Below are 24,239 nucleotides of genomic sequence, written 5' to 3' on the forward strand. Positions count from 1 at the left end.
TGCGCGGTCTGGGCGTCGAGCTGGTCGATGTGCGAGAGGCCGCCAATGACGACAGGGGGCTGCAGCGGGTCGAGTTCTGTGAAGTCGATGATCGCGCTGCATGGCAACCTGGCCTTTGGCGAGCTGGTGCTCGACCAGTTGTTGCGACAGATGGCCTAGGCCTGTGGCCGCCCGCCAAGAATCGTCACCCGCTCGCCATACCGCGAATGCGGGAAGTAGTCCCACACCGCATGGTGCTGGGTACAGCGGTTATCCCAGAACACCAGGGTCCCCTGCGCCCAGCGTACCCGGCAACTGAGCACCGGCTCGCGGGCCACCAGGTCGAACAACATCCCCAGCAGCACCTGGCTCTCGCCGGCGGACAACTGCACGATATGCGAGGTGAAGCCCGAGTTGACGAACAGCGAGGCTCGTCCGGTCTCTGGATGGCGCACCACCACCGGGTGTTCGGTCTTGGGCAGGCCTGGCGGCGGCGTGTAGCCCTTCCACGGGATCTCGCCGTCATGAATGGCCGTCAAGGTGCCGAGAAACCCCTGCATCGCCGGCGACAGCATCTCCAGCGCCAGGTGCATGTTGGCGAACAGGGTGTCGCCGCCCCGTGCCGATGGCCGGCGTTTCCTTCACATACAGCATCGAGCCCATGGACGGCTCCGGGTCGGCGGTGCCGTCGGTGTGCCAGGTTTCGCCGGCAACGAAACGCGACTGGGCGTTGGCGCGGATCACCACCAGTTCCGGGTCGTCGCCGTCGATGTCCTCCAGCGGCAAGGCGCGCAGCTGGCCAAACAGGCGACCGAAGGCCTTGTGCTGTTCGACGCTCAGTTGCTGGTCGCGGAACACCAGCACGTGGTTTTCCAGGAACGCCCGGCGGATCTCCGCCAACTGCTCGGGCGGCAAGCTGCGCGACAGGTCGACCCCGCCGATCTCGGCGCCGATGATCGGTGTCAGCCGTTCCACGCTGATACTGCGGTACGGCGCGCGTTGGGCGCCGGCAATCCGCTCAATGGCGCTCAATCCCTGTTGATCCATGCTTCCCTCCCTGATGTGTGTTGATTGAGTTGGCTCGCCAGGCGCTGGAGCCCCTCCGCCAGTTGCGTCACTCGCGCCATGCGTTGCTCGATCGAGGTCGCGCAGGCCCAACCGCAGACCCGCGCCAAGGCGCCGACAACACTGGCGCACGCCTGTTCGTCAGCGTGGGCATAGGCGCGGGCAGCGACCTCACTGCTGGCCGCCGCGTTGGCCGTGGCAAATGCCTGGGCATTGGCCTCGGTACTCAGCTGTGCATAGTGTCGGGCGAATGCCTCAGCGTCGCCGAACTGCCCGGCGATCATTGCCTGGTTGGACGGTGCCTGACCGTAGGCCAGGGCGCTGTCATAGGCCTGGGCATGGGCGCTCTCGAAGTCGTAGGCCCGGCGAAACGTTGGCAACAGCACCGGCCTGAGCGCAGCGCGCCACTCACCGGTCCGCCCGCGCAGGCCCAGGCTGGCACGTTGGTGCAGACGTTGCAGCGTGACCACGGCCGGAGCGTGTTCGGCGAGCGCCTCGGCGAGCAGCGGCAGCACCACCTCGGCTTGCCACAGGTGCAGCAGTCGCCAATACGCCTCACGGTCCATCGGCTGCACCAAGGGCCCGGCCCCCAATACCCGCAGCAGCGGGCTCAGCCACGCCGGTGGCGTGGCGTGTTCAGGCACCATGGACACGCTCCTCCTGCCTGAGCAGGTCGGCATTGATTGCCTCGGCAATCTGCCGGGCCCAGGGGCCGGTGACGATGCCATAGTGGTCGGTATCCAACGTCGTCCAGCTGTCCAGGTCCGGCAGCAAGGCCTGCCAGGCCTGGCGCAAGTCCTGGGTCTGCCAGCCACTGCCGATGCCATAGGGGTTGGGGTGCGTGGCGATGAACAGGCGCCCGGTCGGGCCGGCCTGCGTTGCCGGCGCATGCCCCAGCATGCTTGCCAGGTTGTTGCGACAGCAGGTCACCAGGCGCTCCAGATAGCGCGCGCCGTCCGACTCGCCGTTGCGCAGGGCGAACTCCTGTTCGAACACCTGCTGGATCTGCCCTTCGTCGATCTGCCGCAACTCTGTCCCGGCGTCCGGCGCAGGTGGATCGACCAGGTACAGCGTCGGTGGCTCGTGCCCGGCTTCACAGGCCAACGCGTACATGGCCTGGGCCACCCAGGCGCCGAAGGACCAACCGAGCAGCCCCCAGCTTGCGCCATCGGGCAGGTCGGTCTGTATCGCCTCCAGGTACAGCTGCGCCCGCGCCGCCAGTGAAAGGTTGGCCAGTTCAGGCTGGCGCAGCACCGGGTCGGCGATCACCCGCACGCCGAGGTCCGGGTGCAGCGTAGCGGCCAGCTCGCGGTAGGCCTGGACATCGCCACCGACCGGGTGGATCAGGTAAAGGCATTGACGACCATCGCCCTGCTGCCACGGATCGATGCGCAGCGCCTCGCGCCACGGGTCGCTGCCACATGCGGCCTGGCCTGGGTCGGCGTCAACCAGGGCCAGCACCTCGCGCAGGCTGACATGGGGGCTGAACTGCGACAGCTGCACGACCACGCCGGTGGCGCGCTGCAGTTCGTCGATCAGGTCCAGCAGGGTCAGGGAATCGGCGCCGAGGTCATACAAGGAGGCATCGTCCTCCAGCGAGTCCACGCCCAGCCACTGGCACAGGCATTCGCGCAGGCGTGTCGGCAGATCGTCCTGGCTCGGCTGCACGTCGACCGGTGTGGCCACGGCACCATGACGGCGCGGATAGAAACGCCGGGCGCTGTGCAGAGCCGTGGTCGAGACCAGCACCTGGGGCAATTGCGCCGCCATGGCGCGCTCGAACACCTCGCAGCCCTCCTGCGCCGACAGGCCGACCTTCAGGTGCTGCTGGTGCGCCGCATCGTTGCTGTTGCCGCGCGTGGCCATGCCGGTATCACACCAGATGTCCCAGTTGATGCCCAGCCGCAGGCAGCCTTCGTCGCCCGCTGCGCGGTAGTGGCTGAAGCCGTCGAGCACGGCGTTGGCGGCGGCGTAGTCGAGGTGACCGGCACCGCCGAACAGCGCCGACATGGACGAGCAGTACAGCACGAAATCCGGGGCCATCCGTGCGATCAGCGCCTCCACGGCAAGCAAGCCGTGGGTCTTGGCGGCCATGGCGATCGCCATCTGCCGGGCATCGCGCTGGCGAATCAGGCTGCCGGCGCCGATGCCGGCGGCATGGATCACCCCGTCGAAACGCCCGTAGCGTCGGGCCAGCGCCTTGAGGACCTGGGGCCAGCGCTGCAGGTCGGCAAGATCGGCCTGCACCCAATCGACCCGCTCGTGGTCCAGGTCCGCTACCGGCGAACGCGACAGCAGCACCACGCGCCGGTCCGCTGCGCGCAGCAGGTGCTGGCACAGGGTGCGGCCGATGCCGCCAGCCCCCAGGATCAGGTACGTGCCGCGCTCGGCCAGGCCTGGCGCCGTGGGCGACGGCAGCGGGCTTGGCACCAGGCGCGACTGCCACAGGTAGCCTTCGCGCAGCGCCATGCGCCGGGGCAATGCCTCGGGCTCGGCCAGCAACGTGGCCAGGGCGTTGGCATGCTCGCCCAGTGATGGGCTCGGGCAGTCCAGCCAGTGGCAGCGCAGCGGGTATTCCTGGGGCGCCACTTCGGTCACCCCGGCCAGGGCCGCCAGCTCCGGACGCGCCACCGCGCCCTGCACCGGGCACGCTTGCCAGGACAGCAGCCACAGGCGCAGGTCGGCGTCTCGCGGTGCCTGGCCCCAGGCCTGCAACAGGCTGCTCGGCGTGTCGAGGCAGGCCCACTGGGCCGCCGCCAGGCTTTGTTCGTCGACTGCGCCGGTCACCGACAAGGGCAAGGCGTGCAGCCAATCCAGTTCACCCGGCAGCGCCTCGAGCAACCGTCCCAGCGCCTGGGTGTCGAGCACATCAAGCTCGAAGCGATCCGTGGCGAGCTTGCGGTAGCCCTGGCCTGCCTGTACCTGCACGACTCGCCCGTAGGCACGGCCCAGGGTTGCGAGCAATGCGTCGTCGACAGCCTCGCGGACGCACACCACCAGCGTCTGCCGTGCACCCTGCGCCATGGATGTACCCAGCCGTCGCACCCGCTGCCATTGCCGTTGATGGAACCAGTCGGCCAGTGGTTGGCGCTGCCCTGCCCCATGACCTTGGAAACGGAAGGACTGCAGATCGAACGACGCAGGCGGCAGGTTCCAGGGCGGCGGCGCCGAGCAGCCCGGCCATTCGATATGCGCGCCCTCGTACCATGCCGTCAGCAGGTCATCAGGTGCGTATTCGCAGGCCTTGAGCCGCACCTGCGTTGGCGTGACCTCGCGGATGGCCGACAACGGCAAGGCGTCGCCCGCCCGGTACGGCGCCGCAAAGCGCCAACGCCCCTGCCGGCGACCGGCCTGCAGGTGGCGCAGCACCGCATGTGCCTGCCCGGGGTTAGCGCGCAACCAGGTGTCGGTGGCGGCGATGTCGCGTTCCAGTGCCTCACGGCTATGGGCGGACAGCAGCAACAACGGTGTTGCATCTTCAGGGTCCTGTGGCTCCGCCTGCACGGCACCGACGATCACATGGGCATTGGTACCGCCGATGCCGAAGCTGCTGACCCCGGCCATGCGTCGCCGCCCCGCCGGCCAGGGACGTGCCGTGGTCGGGATATGGAACGGCGAACGCGCCAGGTCGATCTGCGGATTGATCCGGGAAAAGCCCAGGTTCGGCGGGATCACCCCGTGGTACACCGCCAGGGTGGCGCGGATCAGCCCGACCACACCGGCCGCCGCGCCCAGGTGGCCGATCTGGCTCTTCACCGAGGCCAGGGCGCAACTGCCCGACGGCGCCTCGCCGAAGGCCTGGGCCAACGCGGCGACCTCGACCGGATCGCCGAGCAAGGTGCCGGTGCCGTGGGCCTCGACATAGCCGATGTCGGCACCTGCGACCCCGGCCCTTTCCAGGGCCTGGGCAATCACCGCGCCCTGCCCGGCCACCGACGGCGCGGTGTAGCTCATCTTGCCGCGGCCATCGTTGTTCAGTGCCGAGCCCTCCACCAGCGCATAGATGCGGTCGCCGTCGGCACGGGCGCGGGCCAGGGGCTTGAGCACCACCACCCCGTAGCCACTGGCGCCGAGGGTACCGCTGGCATCCTCGCTGAACGGCCGGCACAGCCCGTCGCGGGAGAAGATGTGCTGCGAACGGTGGCGGTAGCCGTCGCTGAGGGTCGGGTCGATCAGCACGCCGGCCGCCAGCATCACGTCGCTGTCGCCCTGGCGCAGCAGGTTGCAGGCCAGGTGCACGCCGATCAGCGAACTGCCGCAGGCGGCCTGCACGCTCAGCGCCGGCCCGGTGAGGTCCAGGTGGTAGGCGGCCTTGGTGGCGAGGAAGTCCTTGTCGTGATGCAGGGCCAGCTGGAAGCCATCCGGCAGCTCGCCCTCGCCGTTTTCGCGCAGCAGCTGCTGGAAGTAGGTGGTCTCGCCACAACTGGCCACCAGGCCGATGCGCGGGCCGCCCGCCGCCGGCACGATGGCGGCATGCTGCAGGGCTTGTACGCAGGCCATCAGCAGATGGCGTTGCTGCGGATCCATCAGCCGCGCTTCCTGGCGGCTGATGCCGAAGTACTCGGGGTCGAAATCGAGCATGCCCTGCAGTTGGCTGCGTGCGCCGACCAGGCCTTCGCCGGCCTGGAAGTGCTCGATGCCCAGCGCGTTGCCCTGGACCATCGTCCAGAACTCGCCCAGGTCGCGGGCACCGGCCACGTTGACCGCCATGCCGATGATCGCCATCGGCTGTTCGCCTGGGTTGGATGCGCGCTCACGGCGTTGCGGTGCGGCCTCGGCACGGGCCAGGTGCGCGGCCAGGCGACGGATGGTCACGTGCTCGAACAGCTCGGCCATGCTGGGCGCGCCGGGCAAGGCCTGGGCGTAGCGCGCCTGCAGGCGCATCAGGCCCAGGCTGGTGGCGCCCGCCTCGAAGAAGGTCTGCGTCGGCTCGATGTCGTGGCCGATTACCTCGCGGAACAGCGCGGCCAGCTGGCTTTCCAGCGGGGTCAAGGTGGCCGCCTGCACGCGCCGCCGCTCCAGGGCCTCGCCCTGCCCGGCCAGCGCCTTGCGGTCGACCTTGCCGCTGGGCGTGCGCGGCCAGCTGTCGAGGCGCCGGTACTGGTCGATGCGCACATGGGCCGGCAAGTGCCGCGCCACCTGGCGATCGAGATCCTGTGCCGAGGGCGGTATGCCGGTCAGTTGCAGATAGGCGGTGAGGCGCGCGGGCTCGCCCTGCACCGTCACCACCGCGGTCGCCACCCCGGCCACCGCCATCAGTGCCGATTCGACCTGCCCCAGTTCCAGGCGATGGCCACTGAGCTTGACCTGCTGATCGTCGCGACCCACGTAGTGCAGGCAGCCCTGGGCATCGACCCAGGCCAGGTCGCCGGTGCGGTAATACAGGCAGCGATTGCCGTCGGCCTGGGGCAGTTCGACGAAACGCTCGGCGTTGAGCGCCGCATCTGCCAGGTAGCAGCGGGCGACCATCGCCCCTGCCACCAGCAGGTAGCCCTGGTTGCCAGGGGGTACGGGACGGTCATGGGCGTCCACCAGCAGCAGCCGGGCATTGTCGACCGCCTGCCCGATTGGCGCGCGCAGCGGCCAGTCGCTCACCTGCGCTGGCAAGCGGTAGGCGCTGACCACATGGGTTTCGGTGGGGCCATAGTGGTTGAACAGGCGGGCCTTCGGCATGCCGCCGAACCAACTGCGCAACGCTTCGCTGCACAGCAACTGCTCGCCGGCCGTCACCACCTCGCGCAGGGCCGCTGGGTAGATGCCCTGGGCGACGGCGGTCTGCGCCAGGTGCTGCAAGGCCACGCAGGGCAGGAACAGCCGCTCGATACGCGCCTGCTGCAGGTACGCCAGTAGCGTCTGGGAGTCCTGGCGCCAGTGGGGCTCGATCAGGTGGTAGCAACCGCCGCCGCACAGGGTGCCGAACAGCTCCTGGAACGCCACGTCGAACGACAGCATGGAAAACTGCAAGGTCACCGAACGGGCCGGCAACTGGCCGGCGTGGCGCTGCCAGTACAACAGGTTGCACAGGGTACGGTCGGCCACCTGCACTCCCTTCGGCGTGCCGGTCGAGCCCGAGGTGAACAAGGTGTACAGCGGTCGCTCGCCGTTGTGGCGCAGGCGTTCCAGGGACCGTGCCGGCGCGTCGAGGTCCACCCGGTGACGGCTGAGGAGCTCGACGTCCAGCGCGGCCAGGACGGTTTCCGTGGCGCTGCTGAACAGCACGCAGTCCGGGCGCGCCTGGGTCAGCACCTGGCGCTGCACCGCAACGGGGTAGTTCGGGTCCAGCGGCACGGCGGTGATATTGAGCTTGGCCAGGGCCAGCAAGGCCACCACATGCTCCACCGACGGCGCCAGGAACAGCACCATGGTCGCCGACTCGTCGCGTGCGTGCTGGCTGGACAAGGTCGCCGCCAGGGTGTCGGCCAGCGCATTCAGTTGCGCGTAGCTCAACTGCAGCTGCCCGGCGACCAGCGCGGTGGCCTCGGGAGTCTGCTGCGCCTGATGCTCGAACCAGTCGGCCAGCGTGGCGAACGGCAGCGTGGCGGCCAGGCCTTCGCTGGCCGGCGGCAGGCTTTGCCGATAAGGCATTACCAGGCTGTCGAGGGTCGCCCGAAGGTCGTCGAGCAGCAAATCCAGCCCCCGCTGCAGCAGTTGGTCCAGCTCGGCCACCTCATGGGCGTCGAAATGGCTGCACTGGTATTCCCACCAGCACTCCAGCGGCCCTTCGCCGCCCACCACCAGCAAGGTCAGCGGACACTTGGCCTGGGGTGTCGGGTACGGCTCCAGGCTGGCCCGCAGAGGTGCGGCGGCGAGCTTGTCGTAGTCGGTGTTCTCCAGTACGAACAGGTAGTCGAACAGGGCCTGGTCGGAGGACAGCCGCAGGTCCTCGACCAGATCAGCCAGGGCCACGTCCTGCAAGGCCAGCACGTCACGCACGGTGGCGGTCTGTCGGCGCAGCTGCTCGCCCAGCGCTTGCGTGCCTTGCAGATCGGTCGGGATCAGCACCGTGTTGGCGAACATGCCCACGCTGGTCTCGAACTCGGCCAGCGGGCGGTTGGCCACCGGGCTGGCGATCCGTGGGCGCTCGCAACCGACCAGGGCGTGCAGGCTCCAGGCAAAGACGCTGAACAGCACGTCGAAGCGGGTCAGGCGCTGCTCGGTGCAAAAGCGTTCGAGCGCGGCGCTGCGCCGTTCGCCCAGGGGCTGGCGATACAGCCGCCCTCCTGTTTCCCCGGGGTACCTGGCTGGCCGCGGCGGGGTCGCCTCGCCGTGACGGGCGTGCAGCGTGGCCAAGGCGCGGCGCTGCTCCCGGTAGTGCGGGCTGACGCTCCACTGCCGCTGCCACGAGGCGAAGTCCAGGGTGTCCAGTGCCGGCGTGGCTGCTGTGCTGTCCTGCCCCTGCAGGGCATCCTGGTACAGGCTGGCCAGGTCGTCGAACAGCAGGTTCATCGACCAGCCGTCGGTGACGATATGGTGCAGGTTCAGCAGCAGGCGGCAGCTGCCGTCGGCGTGTGGCGCCACCCAGGCGCGCAGCAGCGTGGGGCTTGCCAGCTCGAACGGGGTGTCGAACACCAGGCTGGCAAAAGCTGGCCAGGTGCTGCCGTCCAGCGCGCCCGCTGCCAGCACCCGGCACACCGCCGCCTGCTCGGCGACGACCTGCTCCGGACCGTCAGCGCCCGCCATGAAAGCCGTGCGCAACGCGGGGTGCTTGGCCACCAGTCGCCTCACCGCCTCGGCCAGGGCCTGCGGATCGGCGCCTGCGGCCAGGTGCAGCACCATAGGTACGTTGTACGCGGTCGAGTCGGGCACGCGCTGCTGCTCCAGCCACAGCCGGCGCTGCTCGGCGCTGGCCGGACCGAGACGGGCGCCTTGCGCGGCCGGCGCCGGGGGATAGGGCGACGCCATGCCCTGCCCGCTTTGCAGACGCTCGGCCAAGGCCTCGAACGGCTCGCCGAGCAACGTCGCCATGCTGATTTCCTGCTGCCAGCGGTCACGGATCACCGACCGCAGGCGCATGGCCCTGAGCGAATCACCGCCGCTGCCGAGCCAGTCGTCCTGGCCCCCCAGGGCGGGTTGCCCGAGCAGCGTGCGCGCCTGCTGCAACAGCCAGTCCAGGGCCGGCGAGTGCTCGCCTGCCTCGACAGGCGGTCGCCAGGGAGTGTCGGCCTGGGCAAGCAGGCGCTCCTGGTCGATCTTGCCATTGGCCGTCAGTGGCAGGCCTGGCACCCGGAACAACTGGTGCGGGCGCATCCAGGGCGCCAGGTGGGCACGCAGGTAGGCGTCGAACACGCGATAGTCCAGTTCCCCACACGGCACCAAGAACGCCAGCAGTTGATGGTCCTCGGCGGCCTGTCGGCGGCTGCAGACGTAGGCCTGGGCCACCTGGGGGTGTTCGAGAAGGCGCTGCTCCACCTCGCCCGGCTCGATGCGAAAACCGCGAACCTTGATCTGCCGGTCGACCCGCCCCAGGCATTCGACCTGCCCCTGGGCGTTGACCCGCACCAGGTCGCCGGTGCGGTAGTGCACCTGCCGCCCGCCATCCAGCGCCGGCAGGCGCACGAACGCGCGCGCGGTCTCCTCGGGGCGGTTGCGGTAGCCACGGGCCACGCCGCTGCCGCTGAGGTACAGCTCGCCGACTTCTCCCGGCGCCACCGGCTGCTGGCGAGGGTCGAGCACCTGCATGCCGGTGTCCGGCAGCGGCAGGCCGATGGGCACGCTGTCGCCGCTGAAGTCACGCGGGATGGGGTGGCACAGGGCGAAGGTGGTGCACTCGGTGGGGCCGTAGACGTTGAACAAGCGGCAGGCGCTGTCCGGGTTGGCCTGGTACCAGGCACGCACCGCCACCGGGCTGACCTGCTCGCCACCGGTCAGCACCTGGCGCAAGCTGGCAAAGCACGCCGGGTACTGCGCGTTCAGAGAGTTGAACAGCGACACCGTGATGAACAGGGTGTCGACTTGCTGTACCTGCAGCAGCCGGGCCAGCCGGCGGGCGTCGAGCACGTCCTCGTCGGCGACCATCACCACGCAGCCACCATTGAGCAAGGGTGCCCACAACTCGAAGCTGCAGGCATCGAACGCCGGGTTGGACAGGCAGGCGAAGCGCTGGCCGGGGCGGATGTCGATATAGCTGCCCGCCTGCGCCAGGCGCAGCAGCCCGCGCTCGCCGACCTCCACGCCCTTGGGCACCCCGGTGGTGCCGGAGGTGTAGAACAGGCACATGACCTCGGCAAAGGTTTCCGGCAACGGCTGGGCCGGTTGGTCCGGGTGGTCCAGCAACGCCTCGACACTGGCCTCCCACGGCCCCGGCAGCCCCTGGGGCACATCGGCGAGGCTGAGCACGCCCACGCAGGCGGCATCGTCCAGCATCAGCCCGCAACGCTCGGCAGGGCTGGCACGGTCCAGCGGCATCACCACGGCCCCGGCCTTGAGCGCGCCAAGCAGTGCCGCCAGCCATTGCCAGCCGCGCGGCAGGTACAGCGCCAGGGCCTGGCCCGGCAATACGCCCCGCGCCTGCAGCCCCCGGGCGATACGCTCACTGGCGCTGGCCAGCTCGGCGTAAGTCATGTGCAGCTGCTGATCGATCACCGCCAGGGCCTGCGGATCTCGTTGCACCTGGGCGGCAAAACGCGCGAGCACGGTTTCCTGGAGCACGCTCATCATTTCCCCTCCTGGGCATCGAAACGTTGCAGTTCACGCTGGATCGTCCGTGAGACCCGATGAATCTCGGCGCTTTCGAGCATGTCCCAATGACCGCCCTGCACCAGGGTCGCCAGGTAGCCGTCGGCGGCGCGACGCCGCCAGAACCCGCGCAAGGCGCGCAGCTGGCCACGCGGCAGGTCTTCGCGGGCCTGCACCAGCACCACCCGCCCAGCCTGCGGCGGACAGGTGTAGGCGGCCATGGCCAGGCGATTGTGGTTGTACAGGTGGAAATAGCGCTCGACCTGGGCGTCCTCGATACCGGGGTACATGCCGTTGAAGCGCACCAGCTTGTCGCGGAACTCGGCCATGTCGACGGTGCCGATCTGCCCGCGGAAGGCCGGATCGTCCGAGCCCTGGGTATCGAGCAGCACCACGCTGACCGACGCCCGCCCGGCCGCGCGCAGGCGCCGGGCCATCTCGTAGGCCACCAGGCCGCCGAACGACAGCCCGGTGAGCACCAGCGGCCGCTCCAGCAAGGGCTCGATCTGGCGCAGGTAGGCCTCGGCCATCGCCTCGACCGTGGGCTCGGTGGCCTCCCCTGGGTTGAGCCCCGGCGACTGCACGCCGTACACGCCGACCGACTCGGGCAGCACCTTGGCCAGGGACAGGTAGCAGAACGCGGTACCGCCGGCCGGGTGGATGCACACCACGTTGCGCTGCCCGTCTCCACTGCGGAAGGTGATCAGGTTGCCATTGTCCACCTGGATACTGGACCCGGCCCGCAGCCAGCCGCCCAGGGCTTCGATGGTCGGATGGCCGAGCACCACCCGGGCCGGTACCTCGACATTGAACGCCTGGCCGATCTGGTAAGCCATCTTGATTGCCGCGATGGAGGTGCCGCCGACGGCGAAGAAGTTGTCGCGGATGCCGATCTGCGGTGCCAGCAGCAGGCTTTTCCAGATCTGGTAGAGGGCCAGCTCGATAGGGTCGCGGGGGCTGCTCAGGTTGACCTGGCGCGCCGCCAGGTCATTGTCCGCGCGCTCGGCCAGGGCCTGACGGTCGACCTTGCCGTTGGCGGTGAGCGGCATGCCGTCGAGCCACAGATAGGCACTAGGCAGCACGGCACTGGGCAGGGTCTCGGCCAGGTGCGCACGTACCGCCTGCTCGTCCAGCGTGGCGCTCGTCACGCAACAGGCTACGAGCCGTTGGTGCTGGGCCTCCTCGCCCAGCATCAGCACCACGCAGGAGGCGATGCCGGGGAAGGCCTGCAGTCGCGCCTCGATCTCGCCCAGTTCCAGGCGCACGCCACGCAGCTTGACCTGGAAGTCGTCACGGCCGAGGAATTCCAATTGGCCGTCGGCGCGATAGCGCGCCAAGTCGCCGCTGCGGTACAGGCGCTCGCCCGCCACGAACGGGCTGTCGATAAAGCGCTCGGCGGTCAGCGCCGGCAGCCCCAGGTAGCCGCGGGCCACGCCCACGCCGCCGATATGCAGGTGGCCGGTGACACCGGGCGGCACCGGTGCATCGAAGGCGTCGAGCACATGGAAGCGGTTGTTGGCGATGGGCCTGCCGATCGGCAGGCGCAACGCCGGGATTTCATCGCCCGGCGCCAGGGTCCAGATGCTGTTGATCACCGTAGTCTCGGTGGGGCCATAGACATTGTGCAGCCGCGCCTGCGGCAGTCGAGCGCGCAGCAGCCGCGCCAGGGCCGGCGTCAGCTCGCCGCCGCCGCAGAACACGTCGGTCAGGCTGTGGCACTGGCTGGCCTCCTCCACCTCCAGGAACAGCTGCAGCATCGCCGGCACGAAGACCATCGCCGTGACCTGTTGCTCGCGTACCAGTCGCGCCAGGTAACCCGGCTCGAAATGCCCGCCGGGCCGGGCGATCACCAGCCGCCCACCGCTGGCCAGCGGCCAGAAGGTCTCCCAGGCCGAGGCGTCGAAGCCGAACGGGATCTTGTGCAGCATCGTCCCGGCCTCACCGCAGACGCCCAGGCACCAGACCAGCAGGTTGGCCAGCCCACGGTGCGCGACCATCACGCCCTTGGGCAGGCCGGTAGTACCTGAGGTGTAGATCACATAGGCCAGGTGCTCGGGCGTCACGCCCACCTCGTGGGGCGCCAGGTTGTCGCCGGGCAGTTCAGCCCAGCCGGGCGCGTCGGCCTGCAGGTCGATCAGCGGCGCCTCCCAGCCACAGGCCTGCATGGCCTGGTGCAGGGTCGCCCGGGCCGAACCCAGGGTCAGCAGCGCCACGGGGGTGCTGTCGCCAAGCATGTGGCCCAGGCGCCCGACCGGATAGTCCGGATCCAGCGGCACATAGGCGCCACCGGCCTTGAGCACCGCCAGCAGCGCCACCGGCAGTTCCAGCGAGCGCTCCATGCACACGGCCACGCGGACATCCGGCCCAACGCCCAGGGTGCGCAGGTGGCGGGCCAGGCGGTTGGCCTGGGCATTGAGCTCGGCATAGCTGAGGGTTTGGCCCTCGAAAACCACCGCGCAGGCTTGCGGTTGCCGCGCCGCCTGCGTCTCGACCAGGTGATGCACGCAGTCGATCGGTCCCTCCGGGGCGGGCGCCTGGTTCCAGGTATGCAGCACCGTTTCACGCTCGTCGGCATCCATCAGCGACAGCGCGTGCAGCGGCTGCTTGGGTTCGGCGGCCACCTGGGCGAGCAACTCGCGGTAATGGTGGCTGAGGCGCTCGATGGTGGTGCGGTCGAACAGGTCGGTGTTGTACTCGACCAGCAGGTGCAACGCGCCGTCGCGCACCACCCACTCGAAGGCCAGGTCGAACTTGGCCGTGGCGCTGCCGGTGACATGAGGCGACAGTTCCAGGCCGGGCATGGCCAGCGTGGAACCGGGTGTGTTCTGCAACACCATCATCACCTGGAACAGCGGCGAATGGCCCGGGTCGCGGGGCGGGTTGAGCGCCTCGACCACCCGGTCAAAGGGCGCATCGTGGTGCCCATGGACCTCCAGCATGTTCGCCCGCACCTCGCGCAGCAGCTCGGCGAAGGTCTGTTGCGGATCGAGCCGCTGGCGGATCACCAGGGTGTTGACGAAGTGTCCGATCAGCGGCTCCAACTCCGCCCTGCCCCGGTTGGCGAACGGCGTGCCCACGCACAGGTCGTGCTGGCCGCTGTAGCGCCACAGCAGCACGTCCAGGGCGGCGAGCAACACATTGAACAAGGTGCCCTGGGTATGCCGGGCCAGCGCCTCGAGCTCGGCCAGGGTGTCGCCGTCCACCGTCGAGCTGAAAGTGGCACCGACAAAACGCTGTACCCGCGGACGCGGGCGATCGCTGGGCAGGTCCAGCAGCACTGGCGCGTCGCCCAGGGCGCGGCGCCAGTAGTCGAGCTGGCCCTGCAGCGCCTCGCCGTCCAGGCGTTGCCGCTGCCAGCAGGCGTAGTCGGCGTACTGCACCGGCAGCGGAGCCAGGCTCGGCGGCTGGCCGCGCAGGAAGTCGCTGTAAAGGCTGGCGATCTCGTGCTGGATCACCCCCATCGACCAGCCATCGGCGACGATATGGTGCACGCTGTACAGCCACACATGATCCTCGTCGGCCAGCCGCACCAGCCGTGCCCGCAGCAGCGGGCCACTTGCCAGGTCGAACGGGGCGCGGGCCTCGGCCTCGACCGCCTCAGTCAGGCAGGCCTGACGCTCGGGCTCGGGCAACTCGCACAGGTCGAGCACGGCCAGGCTCAGCGGCCTGCTGGCGTGCACCACCTGCTGCGGTTCGCCATCGACGCTGGCGAAGGTGGTTCGCAGCATGGCGTGGCGCTCGATCAGCGCATTCAGGGCCCGTTCCAGCGCGGCCACATCCAGTCGTCCCTTGAGTCGCACCGCCGAGGGCACGTTGTAGAACGGGTTGCCCGGTTCCAGTTGGTCGAGGAACCACAGTTGTCGTTGCGAGAACGACAACGGGAAACGGGCCTGACCGTCCGGCCGACACGGGATCGGCGCGTTGTCGTCAGGCCGGGCCAGCAAGGCGATCAGCGCTTGCTTGTGGGTCTTCAGCGCCTGCATCAGGGCCTCGTCGAGAAACCCCTTGGGCGCCTTGCAGCGCAGCTTGTCGCCATCCACCTCGAGGGCCACGCCATGGCGGTCGAAAAACGCCAGCAGTTGATAGGCGTTCATACTTCGAATTCCTCCATGTCGTTGTCGTCCTGCGCCGTGATGGCGAGTGCTTCCGGTGCTGTGCGTTGTGGCGTGTGAGGCGCACGTACGCCGCCGACCATCGAGTAGATCAGTGAATGGCTGCTGCCCAGGTCGAACAGCGTCGCCAGCTGCCGCGTCTCCACCGAGCCGACGCCGCACAGGCCCAGCCCCAGGTCGGCGGCGGCCATGGTCAGCAATTGCGCCATGGCGCCGGTCTCGATCAGGCAGAAGTCATGGCTGCCCTCGCCGTACAGCGGACGGATCGCCGCCAGGTCGGCGACGAAGAACAGCGCGAACGCCGCGCCCTCGTAGACCGGGCGGTTGACGAAGAAGTCGTAGATGTCCGGGTCGAGCTCGCCGGCGCCCATGGCCACCAGGCGGTGCCCGAGCGGATCGTGGTAGTAGGCGCCGCCCGGCACGCCCAGCACCCGACCGGACTTGATGTAGAGGTAGGTCTGGATCGGGTACGCGCCGCCCGCCGACGGGAACAGGTACTTCGCCTCGCCGTCCAGCTGCCCCTGCGCCAGCACCGCCAGCAGTTCGGCGAACGCCTGCTCGGCAATGGGCTGTTCCTGGTACTGACGCACCGAGCGATAGTCGCGGTAGCGCCGGGCGAAAGCAGGGTCGGCCGGCAGCGCCAGGGCCACCTGCGGCGTGTCGCTGGCAAAGCGCCGCCGTGCGCGCTGCTCGGCCTTGAACGCCGCCCGCTGCTGCGGATCGTCCAGCACGGCGTCGACACTGGTACTCGGTGACGCGCTCTGCTCCTGGCGCTGGCGGTACAGCGCCAAAAGGTTTAGCAAGGTCGGCTGCGCCAGCAGGTTCGCCACATGGGGGCGGAAGCGCAGCTCGCTCGACAGCGCGTTGCTGATGCGCACGATGTCGATGGAGGTGGCGCCCAGGCTCAACAGGTTGGCGTCAGCGGCAATATCCGCCCTGCCCAGCACCTGCTGGACGATGGCCACCAGGCGCTGCTCCTGCGGCCCTTCAAGCTCCAACGCCAAGCCACCGGCCTGGACCTGTTCAGGTTCGGGCAGGCGACTCTTGTCGACCTTGCCATTGGCCGACAGTGGCCAGGCCTCCACGAAGGTGAAGGACGCCGGCACCATGTACGCCGGCAGCTTGTCGGCCAGGTAACTGGCGAAATCGCCGGCCTGCAGCGCCGGGTCGGCCTTGAGCACGTAGCCGGCCAGGCGCTTCTGCGCCTGGGCCTCGCCGAGGATGCGCACCACCGCGCTGTGCACGCCGGGGTGGCGGTTGAGCACCGCCTCGATCTCGCCCAGTTCGATCCGATAACCCTGGACCTTGACCTGGTTGTCGTCACGACCGAGGAACTCGATGTTGCCATCCGGCAGCAGGCGCCCCAGGTCTCCGGTGCGGTACAGGCGCTCGCCAGTCAGCGGATGGTCGAAGAAGCTCCTGGCGCTCAGCGCCTCGTCGCGCCAGTAGCCCTTGGCCAGGCCGATGCCACCGATGTACAGGTGGCCGGTGACCCAGGTCGGGCGCACTTGCAGCGCCTCGTCCAGCACATGGAAACGCTGGTGATCCAGCGCCTGGCCATAGGGAATGCTGCGCCAGGCCGGATCGACCTGCTCGATCGGGTAGCCGATCGACCAGATCGACGCTTCGGTGGCCCCGCCCAGGCTCATCATTTGCAAGCCTGGACGCAACACCCGGGCGCGCTCGGGCAGTGCCAGCGGGATCCAGTCGCCGGAGAGCATGGCCAGGCGCAGGCTCGCCGGCAGCACCCTGCCCTCGCCCTCCAGGTATTCCACCAGCATGCCCAGCAGCGCCGGCACCGAGTTCCACAGGCTGACCCGGTGCCGTTCGAGCAGCGTGGTCCAGTGCGCGGGATCCAGGCTCAGCTGCGGTTCGAGCATGACCACCGCCGCGCCCGCCGCCAGGGTGCCGAAGAAGTCGTACACCGACAGGTCGAAGCTCAGCGACGAGATGGCCAGCAAACGGTCCTGCGGGCCCACGGCGAAGCGGCGGTTGATGTCGAGCAAGGTGTTCACCGCGCCCTGGTGGTCGATCACCACGCCCTTGGGCGTGCCGGTGGAGCCGGAGGTGTAGATCACGTAGGCCAGGTCATCGGGGTGCACCTGCACGTCGCGCAGTGGTTCACCCGGGCTGTCTATCTGGTCGCTGACCGGCAGCACGGTGACCTGCGTCGGCCACGCCACCCGCTCCAGCAGGCACGGCTGGGTCAGCGCCAGGCTGGCCTCGGCGCGCTCGAGGATATGGCGCAAACGCGCGCCGGGCAGGCTCGGGTCGATGGGCAGGTAGGCACCGCCGGCATAGAGGATCGCCAGCGTCGCCACCACTTGCTCCCAGCCGCGCTCCATCACCACGGCGACCAGTCGGTTAGGCTTTACGCCACGGGATTGCAACTGCGCGGCCAGCTGTCGGGCCTCCTGGCGCAATTGACCGTAGCTCAGCTCACGGGCACCCAGTACCGCGATGGCCTCGGGCGTGGCCAGGGCCTGGCGCTCGAACAGCGCGTGCATCAGCGGCAGATCACTTGGCGCAGCTGGCGCCTGCGGCAGACGCGCCTGGGGCAGCAACTGCGGCGTGCTGGCGGCCCAGGCTTCAGCGGCGAGCAGGCGGTCGAGCAACGCATTGTAGGCGGCGAACATCTGCCCGATCATGCCCTCGGGGAACAGCGCATCGATGCTGTCCCAGTTGAACAGCAGGCGACCTTCGAGTTCGAGCAGGGTGTGGTCGAGCCACACGTGCGGGGTCTGGGTGATGCTGTGTTCCAGCGTTGCGCCAAGAGCGTCGCCCAGGTTGAACTCGGCCAGCTCCGGCGCCGCTTCCGACAGGGTGCTGTTGAACACGATCGGCATCGCCGTCTGCTGCACGCCGCGGGCCTGGGACAGCTCGCGCAGCACACGCACGCCGCTGACCACCGAGTGGTCGATGTCCTGCCACAGGCGCGCCTGCACGGCGCGGGCCTTGTCGGTGAAACTGGCGTTGCCGTCGATAGCCACTTCCAGCAGCACCAGGGAGGTGAAGTCGCCGATGATCGCATCCACCTGCGGGTGCAGCGGCAGGCGGTTGAACAGCGGCAGGCTGAGGGTGAAGCGCGGCTGGCGGCTCCACAGCGCCAGCACTTCGCTGAACGCGGTCAGCAGCATCACCGGCGGGGTGACGCCGAACTGCCGGGCCATGGCCTTGAGCCGGCTCCACTGCGTTGCCGGCATGTCGCGGTCGCGGCGGGTGAAGTGCGGGTTGGCGATGCTTTCCGGCTGGCACACCCGTGGCAGGTCCGGGGCGGGAGCCAGGGTCTCGATCCGCCCGCGCCAGTAGTCCAGGGCGCGTTCATAGGAGGAGTCGGCGCGCAAACGGCGCTCGGCCAGCACATAGTCGCGGAAGGTCACGCCCGGCTCGGGCCGTTCCAGGTCGGGCTCGTGGTAGTACCCCATCAGCTCACGGGCCAGGATCTGCGTGCTGGCGGCATCGACCACCAGGGCGTCGAGGCTGATGTGCAGGTGGCTGATGCCGTCATCCAACAGCGACACGCTGAAGTCAAACAGCGGCCAGCGGCTGGCGTCGAGCACCTGGTGCGACTGGCGCTCGCGGACAGCCATCAGGGCACTCCGGGCTTCCTCGCCGCTCCTGCCGCGCAGGTCGCGGCGGGCCAGCTGGTAAACCGGCACTTGTTCCAGCACCTGCTGGGTGCCATCGTCGAGGAACACCACGCGCAGCATGTCGTGGCGCTGGATCATCCGGTTCAGCGCCGCCTCGAAGCGCGGCACATCGAAATCGGGGATGCGCCACTCCTCGTAACCATGGGCGCTGACCCCGCCGAGGCTTACGCTGGCCTCACGGCCGAACCAGTAGGCCTGCTGGATGTCGGTGAGCGGGAACGGCGCATGGCGTCCGGCCGGGTCGGCCTGCAGGGCCTGCGCCTGGGGTCCGCCATGGGTCTCTTGCGTCACCCCGACCTGCGCGGCCAGCTCCATCAGCACCGGTGCCTGGAACAGGCTGCTCAGCGACAGCTGCGCGCCCAGGCGCTGGTTGATCGCGTAGACCAGGCGCGTGGCCAGCAGCGAGTGGCCGCCCAGGTCGAAGAAGTTGTCATGAATGCCGACCCGCTCGCACTTGAGCACCTCGGCCCACACCTGGGCCATGCGCCGCTCGGTCTCGTTGCGTGGTGGCTCGAAATGCGCCGCGCCGCCACGTTCGGGCGCCGGCAGCGCCTGGCGGTCGAGCTTGCCGTTGCGGGTCAGCGGCAGCTGCGCGAGGCTGACCCAGGCGCTGGGCAGCATGTGCTCGGGCAGTTGTCGTTGCAAGGCGGCGCGCAGGGTCTGCGGATCGCCACTGCCCACCACGTAGGCGACCAGACGCGGATCGCCGGGAATGTCTTCGCGCAGCAGCACGGTGGTGTCCTGCACGCCCGGCTGCTGGCGCAACAGGCTGTCGATCTCGCCCAGCTCGATACGGAAACCGCGCAGTTTGACCTGCTGGTCCACGCGCCCGAGGTACTGCACATTGCCATCGGCCTGCAGCCGCGCCAGGTCGCCGCTGCGATACATGCGTGCGCCGGGCTGCGGGTTGAACGGGTCGGGCAGGAAGCGCTCGCCGCTCAGGAGTGGGCGGTTGAGGTAGCCACGCGCCAGGCAGTCGCCTGCAATATACAGCTCGCCCGGGACACCCACCGGCAATGGATTCAGGTCGCCGTCCAGCACGTAGAGCCGGGCATTGGCAATCGGCTTGCCGATGGCAGGCAACTCAGGCCAGTGTTCGGCATCGACGCAATCGAGGCTGAACTGGCTGACCACATGGGTCTCGGTCGGGCCGTACTGGTTGCGCAGGCGCGCACCGCCCAGGCCACGGACGAAGGCGCGCAACGCGTCATTGACCTGCAGCGCCTCGCCGGCGGTGACGATCTCGCAGCCGCCGGGCGGCATCGGCGCGTCGGCCTCGGTCACGGCGGCCAGTTGTTGCAGCACGGCGAACGGCAGGAACGCACGCCCCACACCCTGGGCCACCAGGGTCGGACGCAGGGTGGCCAAGTCCTTGCGTTCAACCTCGCTCATCAACTGCAAGGTGCCGCCCTGGCACAGGGTGCTGCAGATCTCCTGGAACGACACGTCGAAATTCAGCGAGGCGAACTGCAGTACGCGACAAGGCGTTGGTGCGTCCTCCAGTTGCCAGGCGATCAGGTTGTCCAGGGCCCGACGGCTGTGGGCCACGCCCTTGGGGCGGCCAGTCGAGCCGGAGGTATAGAGCACATAGCCGAGGTGCTCGGGATGGACCGTCACCTGCGGTTCGCTGTCCAGGCAGTCGGCCCAGCGCTCGGCGTCGGCGTCCAGGCACAGCAGCTCGACCGCCTGCGGCAGGCCCGGGCGCAGCGAGGCCTGGGTCAGCACCAGGCTGGGCGCTGCGTCGGCGAGCATGAAGGCCAGCCGGTCGGCCGGGTACGCGGGGTCGAACGGCACATAGGCGGCGCCGGCCTTGAGGATCGCCAATAGGCCAACGACCATCTGCGCCGAGCGCTCCAGGCATAGTCCCACCCGCTGCTCGGGGCCGATGCCCAGGGCGACCAGGTGCTGGGCCAGGCGGTTGGCTGCACGGTCCAGTTCGGCATAGCTCAGCGACTGCCCGTCGGCCACCAGCGCCACGGCATCCGGTGTCTGGCGGGCGATGGCCGCCAGCCGCGCCATGCAATTCGGCTGACTGGCGTTGTCGCGGGCTGTACGGTTGAAGCGGTCCAACACTTGCACGCGCTGTGCGGCATCGAGCAGCTCGAGAGTGGCAATGGACTGTCCTGGGTTGTCGACCATGCCTTCCAGCAAGCGGCGCAGGTACTCGCCGATACGCGCCACGGTGGCGCGTTCGAACAACCCGCTGGCGTACTCCAGCCCACCGACGATCTGGCCATCACGTTCGCTCAGGGCCAGTTGCAGGTCGAATTTCGCCACCGACTGGCTGCTCGGCACGGGGCTGATGTCCAGCCCGGGCAAGGCCAGGGTCTGGCCCTGGTCCTGCTCCCAGGCGAACAGCACCTGGAACACCGGGCTGTAGGCCAGGCTGCGCGGCGGGTTGAGCAGCTCCACCAGTTGCTCGAACGGCAGGTCCTGGTGCGCCTGGGCCTGGACGGTTACCTGGCGGGCCTGATGCAGCCACTGCTCCAGGGTCGGCGCAGCGCTGCGGGTCATGCGCAGCGCCAGGGTGTTGACGAAGAAACCGATCAGCCCGTCCAGCGCTGGGTCCGGACGGTTGGCCGTGGGCACGCCGACCACCACGTCGTCCTGCCCGGACAGGCGCATCAGCAGCAGCGACCAGGCGCTCAGCAAGCCCATGAACAGCGTGCAGCCATGGGCGCCGCACAGCGCCTTCAGGCGCGTGGTCAGCTCGCGATCCAGCATCAGCGGCACGAATCCACCACGGTAATCCTGCACCGTCGGGCGCGGGTGGTCGGTCGCCAGGGTCAGCAGCGGCGGCGCGCCTTCCAGCGCCTGCTGCCAGTACCGGCGCTGGCCCTCCAGTCGCTCGCCAGCCAGCCAGCGCGGGTGCCAGGCAGCGTAGTCCACGTACTGCACCGGCAACGCCGGCAGTGTCGCGTCGATGCCTTGCACGGCGGCGCGATACAGGGTTTCCAGGTCGCGGGTAAGCACGCCCACCGACCAACCGTCGGAGATGATGTGGTGCTGGGTCAGCAGCAGCACGTGCTCGTCTGGTGCCAGGCGCGCCAGGCAGGCGCGCATCAGCGGCCCCCTGGCCAGGTCGAATGGTCTTGCGCCCTCCTCTTCGATCAGCGCGTCCAGGCGTGCCGAGACATCGGGCAGGCCCTGCAGGTCGACCTGTACCAGGGCCATGCCCTGGTCTTCGGCGCCGACACATTGTCGGCCCTCACCCTCGACGCTGAGGAAAGTAGTGCGCAGTGCCTCATGGCGCGCCACCAGCTTGTCCAGGCTGTCCGCCAGCGCCTGCACCTGCAAGGCACCTTTGAGACGCAGGTTCAGCGGCATGTGGTAGGCGGCGTTGCCACCCTCCATCTGCGCCAGGAACCATAACCGGCGCTGGGCGGACGACAACGTTTGCGCACCCGTGCGTTCGACTGCCTCGATCGGCAGCCGCGCCTCGTCCCGGCTGGCCTGCAGGCGCTGAGCGAAGTCCACGAGCCGCGGGCTTTCGAACAGCGCCACCGGTGCGGCTTCGCGCCCCAGGTCCTGGCGCACGCGGGCCAGCACGCGCATCACCAGCAGCGAATGGCCGCCCAGGGCGAAGAAGTGATCGTCGCGGCCGATGTGCGCAACCCCCAGCACCTCGCCCCAGATCGCCGCCAGGCTGGTTTCCAGCGCCCCCTGCGGCGCCTGGTAGTCACGTTGCTTGAAGGCAGCGGCGTCCGGCGCGGGCAGGCCGACGCGGTCGAACTTGCCGTTGGCGGTCAGCGGCAAGGCAGGCAGTTGCACGTAGGCGCTCGGCAGCATGTAGTCCGGCAGGTGTTCGCCCAACTGCTCGCGCAGGGCCGCCGGGCTCAGCCCGGCGCCCGGCTGCTGGGCGAAGTAGGCCACCAGGCGGGGCTCGCCGGGCGTATCCTGGCGCAGCAGCACCAGGCTTTGCCGCACGCCGGGCACCTGCGCCAGGCGCGCCTCGATCTCGCCCAGCTCCAGGCGCAGGCCGCGCAGCTTGGCCTGCTGGTCGCCGCGACCAAGGAATTCGAGCTGGCCATCGCCGCGCAGGCGCGCCAGGTCGCCGGTGCGGTACAGGCGCTCGCCGGCCACGAAGGGGTTGTCGATGAAACGCTCGGCGGTCAGTTGCGGCAGGTTCAGGTAGCCGCGCGCGACCCCGACGCCGCCGAGGTACAACTCACCCTCCTCGCTCGCCTGCCCTCGCGCATCAAGCAGATAGACGCGGCAGTTCGCCAGTGGTCGACCGATAGGCAGCACAGCATCAGCCACCTCGTGCGCCGGCAGTTCGTGGCAGGTGCTGTCGATGCTCGCCTCGGTGACGCCGTACGCCTGCACCAGCTGCACTCGCCCGCCGCACAGCCTGCGCAGCCGGCGGGCGCTGTGGGCGGTCCAGATATCCGAGCCACAGACCACCGTGCGCAGAAAGGCCAGGTCGTGGCCGTTCGCCTCGACCCAGTCCAGCAGCGGGTCGAGCACCGCCGGCACGAAGTCGCCGAAGCCCACCTGCGCCTCGCGCAGCAGCCGGTACAACGCGGGCGGGTCCATCAGCGTGTCGCGTGGACACAGCACCAGGGTGCCGCCGAAGCCCAGGGCGCGGATCAGGTCGGCGCTGAACACATCGAAGGAGAAACCAGCCATCTGCAGGTGATTGAGCGGCGCCCGCAGTGGATACAACTGAGCCCAGGCCGCGCCCAGGGCGACCAGGCCACGGTGCTCGACCATCACCCCCTTGGGCGTGCCGGTGGAACCGGAGGTGTAGATCACATAGGCCAGGTGGCTGGGGGTCAGCCCGATCGCTTGCGGGTCCGGGTCATGGGACGCAAGCTCGGCCCAGGCCGCGCTGTCGTCGAGATCGAGCAGTGTCGAGGCCGCTGCCAGGCCATCGAGTGCAGCCCGGGCCGGGCCATGGCTGAGCAACACCGCCGGGGCACTGTCAGCCAGCATGTGCGCCAGGCGCGCCCGTGGATAGCCAGGGTCCAGCGGCACGTAGGCGCCACCGGCCTTGAGCACGGCGAGCACGGCCACCAGCATGGCCGGCGAACGCGTCAGGCACAGGCCAACCCGCACATCCGGCCCGACCCCCAGGGTCCGCAGGTGGTGAGCCAGGCGGTTGGCCTGTGCGTTGAGCTCGGCGTAGGTCAGTGCCTGCTCGCCAAAGCGCACGGCAATGGCCTGCGGCGCACGCCGCACCTGGGCCTCGAACAGGCCGTGGACACACTGGTCGGCGTCGAACGGGGCATCGTGGTGCCAGTTCTCGGGTAAAACGTCGGGCTGCGTGCCGGCCGTGCCGCGCGAGGAGGTGGTGTCGAACATCGAGGCTGCCATCCATGAGTATTGTTCTTATGGGACGTACAGGACGACGGGCGTCCTGCCTGTCGGGCCCGGCCATCGGGCCGGGGCGGTCATGCGTCGGCGATCAGGGGCCGAGCGCTACACCGTTGCGTGCGGGAGTGGTGGGCGGGACGCCGTGCGGCCGGGCGGCAGCGCACGTGATGGGAAGAGCAGCGACTACGGGCGCACGGCCCGTCATATCTACGATTCCAGACTGCGTGACCAATTGAAACCTCACCATCCTTATGGGGGGCGTGGAGGGGCCACGAGCGTTGAGCCTGGGTGGTCCCTTCGGCTGCGGTACCGGCGACCTGTGGGTCAGCGGCGATCCATTGGCGCCGGGCTCCTGGCCCCGCGCGCTGGCGGATGATAACCATGCGAGTCGGCGCCAAGGCAACAAAAAGAAATGTTTTCTTGATTGGGTGCTGATCTTTCG

4 protein-coding genes and 1 pseudogene are annotated in these 24,239 nt (G+C 69.2%); all 5 read right to left on the reverse strand.

The genetic code is table 11. The features are described 5' to 3' along the window. Positions 1-155: 155 nt before the first annotated feature. Positions 156-1,026, reverse strand: a pseudogene (locus ACZ899_RS07305) (TauD/TfdA dioxygenase family protein). Further along, entirely contained in the window at positions 1,008-1,691 is a 684-nt protein-coding gene (locus ACZ899_RS07310; RefSeq protein WP_234560371.1) for a hypothetical protein, read from the reverse strand. Before ACZ899_RS07310 ends, ACZ899_RS07305 begins: the two are co-directional and overlap by 19 nt. Next, positions 1,681-10,701, reverse strand: coding sequence for a non-ribosomal peptide synthetase (locus ACZ899_RS07315; RefSeq protein WP_234560372.1), 9,021 nt, complete (start codon positions 10,699-10,701; stop codon positions 1,681-1,683). The genes ACZ899_RS07310 and ACZ899_RS07315 overlap by 11 nt, the downstream gene beginning before the upstream one ends. Next, on the reverse strand, positions 10,698-14,813 hold the full coding sequence (locus ACZ899_RS07320) for a non-ribosomal peptide synthetase (RefSeq protein WP_234560373.1): 4,116 nt from the start codon (positions 14,811-14,813) through the stop codon (positions 10,698-10,700). Before ACZ899_RS07320 ends, ACZ899_RS07315 begins: the two co-directional genes overlap by 4 nt. Beyond that, positions 14,810-23,785, reverse strand: a complete 8,976-nt coding sequence (locus ACZ899_RS07325) for a non-ribosomal peptide synthetase (protein WP_234560374.1) — start codon at positions 23,783-23,785, stop codon at positions 14,810-14,812. Before ACZ899_RS07325 ends, ACZ899_RS07320 begins: the two co-directional genes overlap by 4 nt. Positions 23,786-24,239 lie beyond the last annotated feature (454 nt).

This window comes from Pseudomonas sp. TE31087, assembly GCF_057284075.1.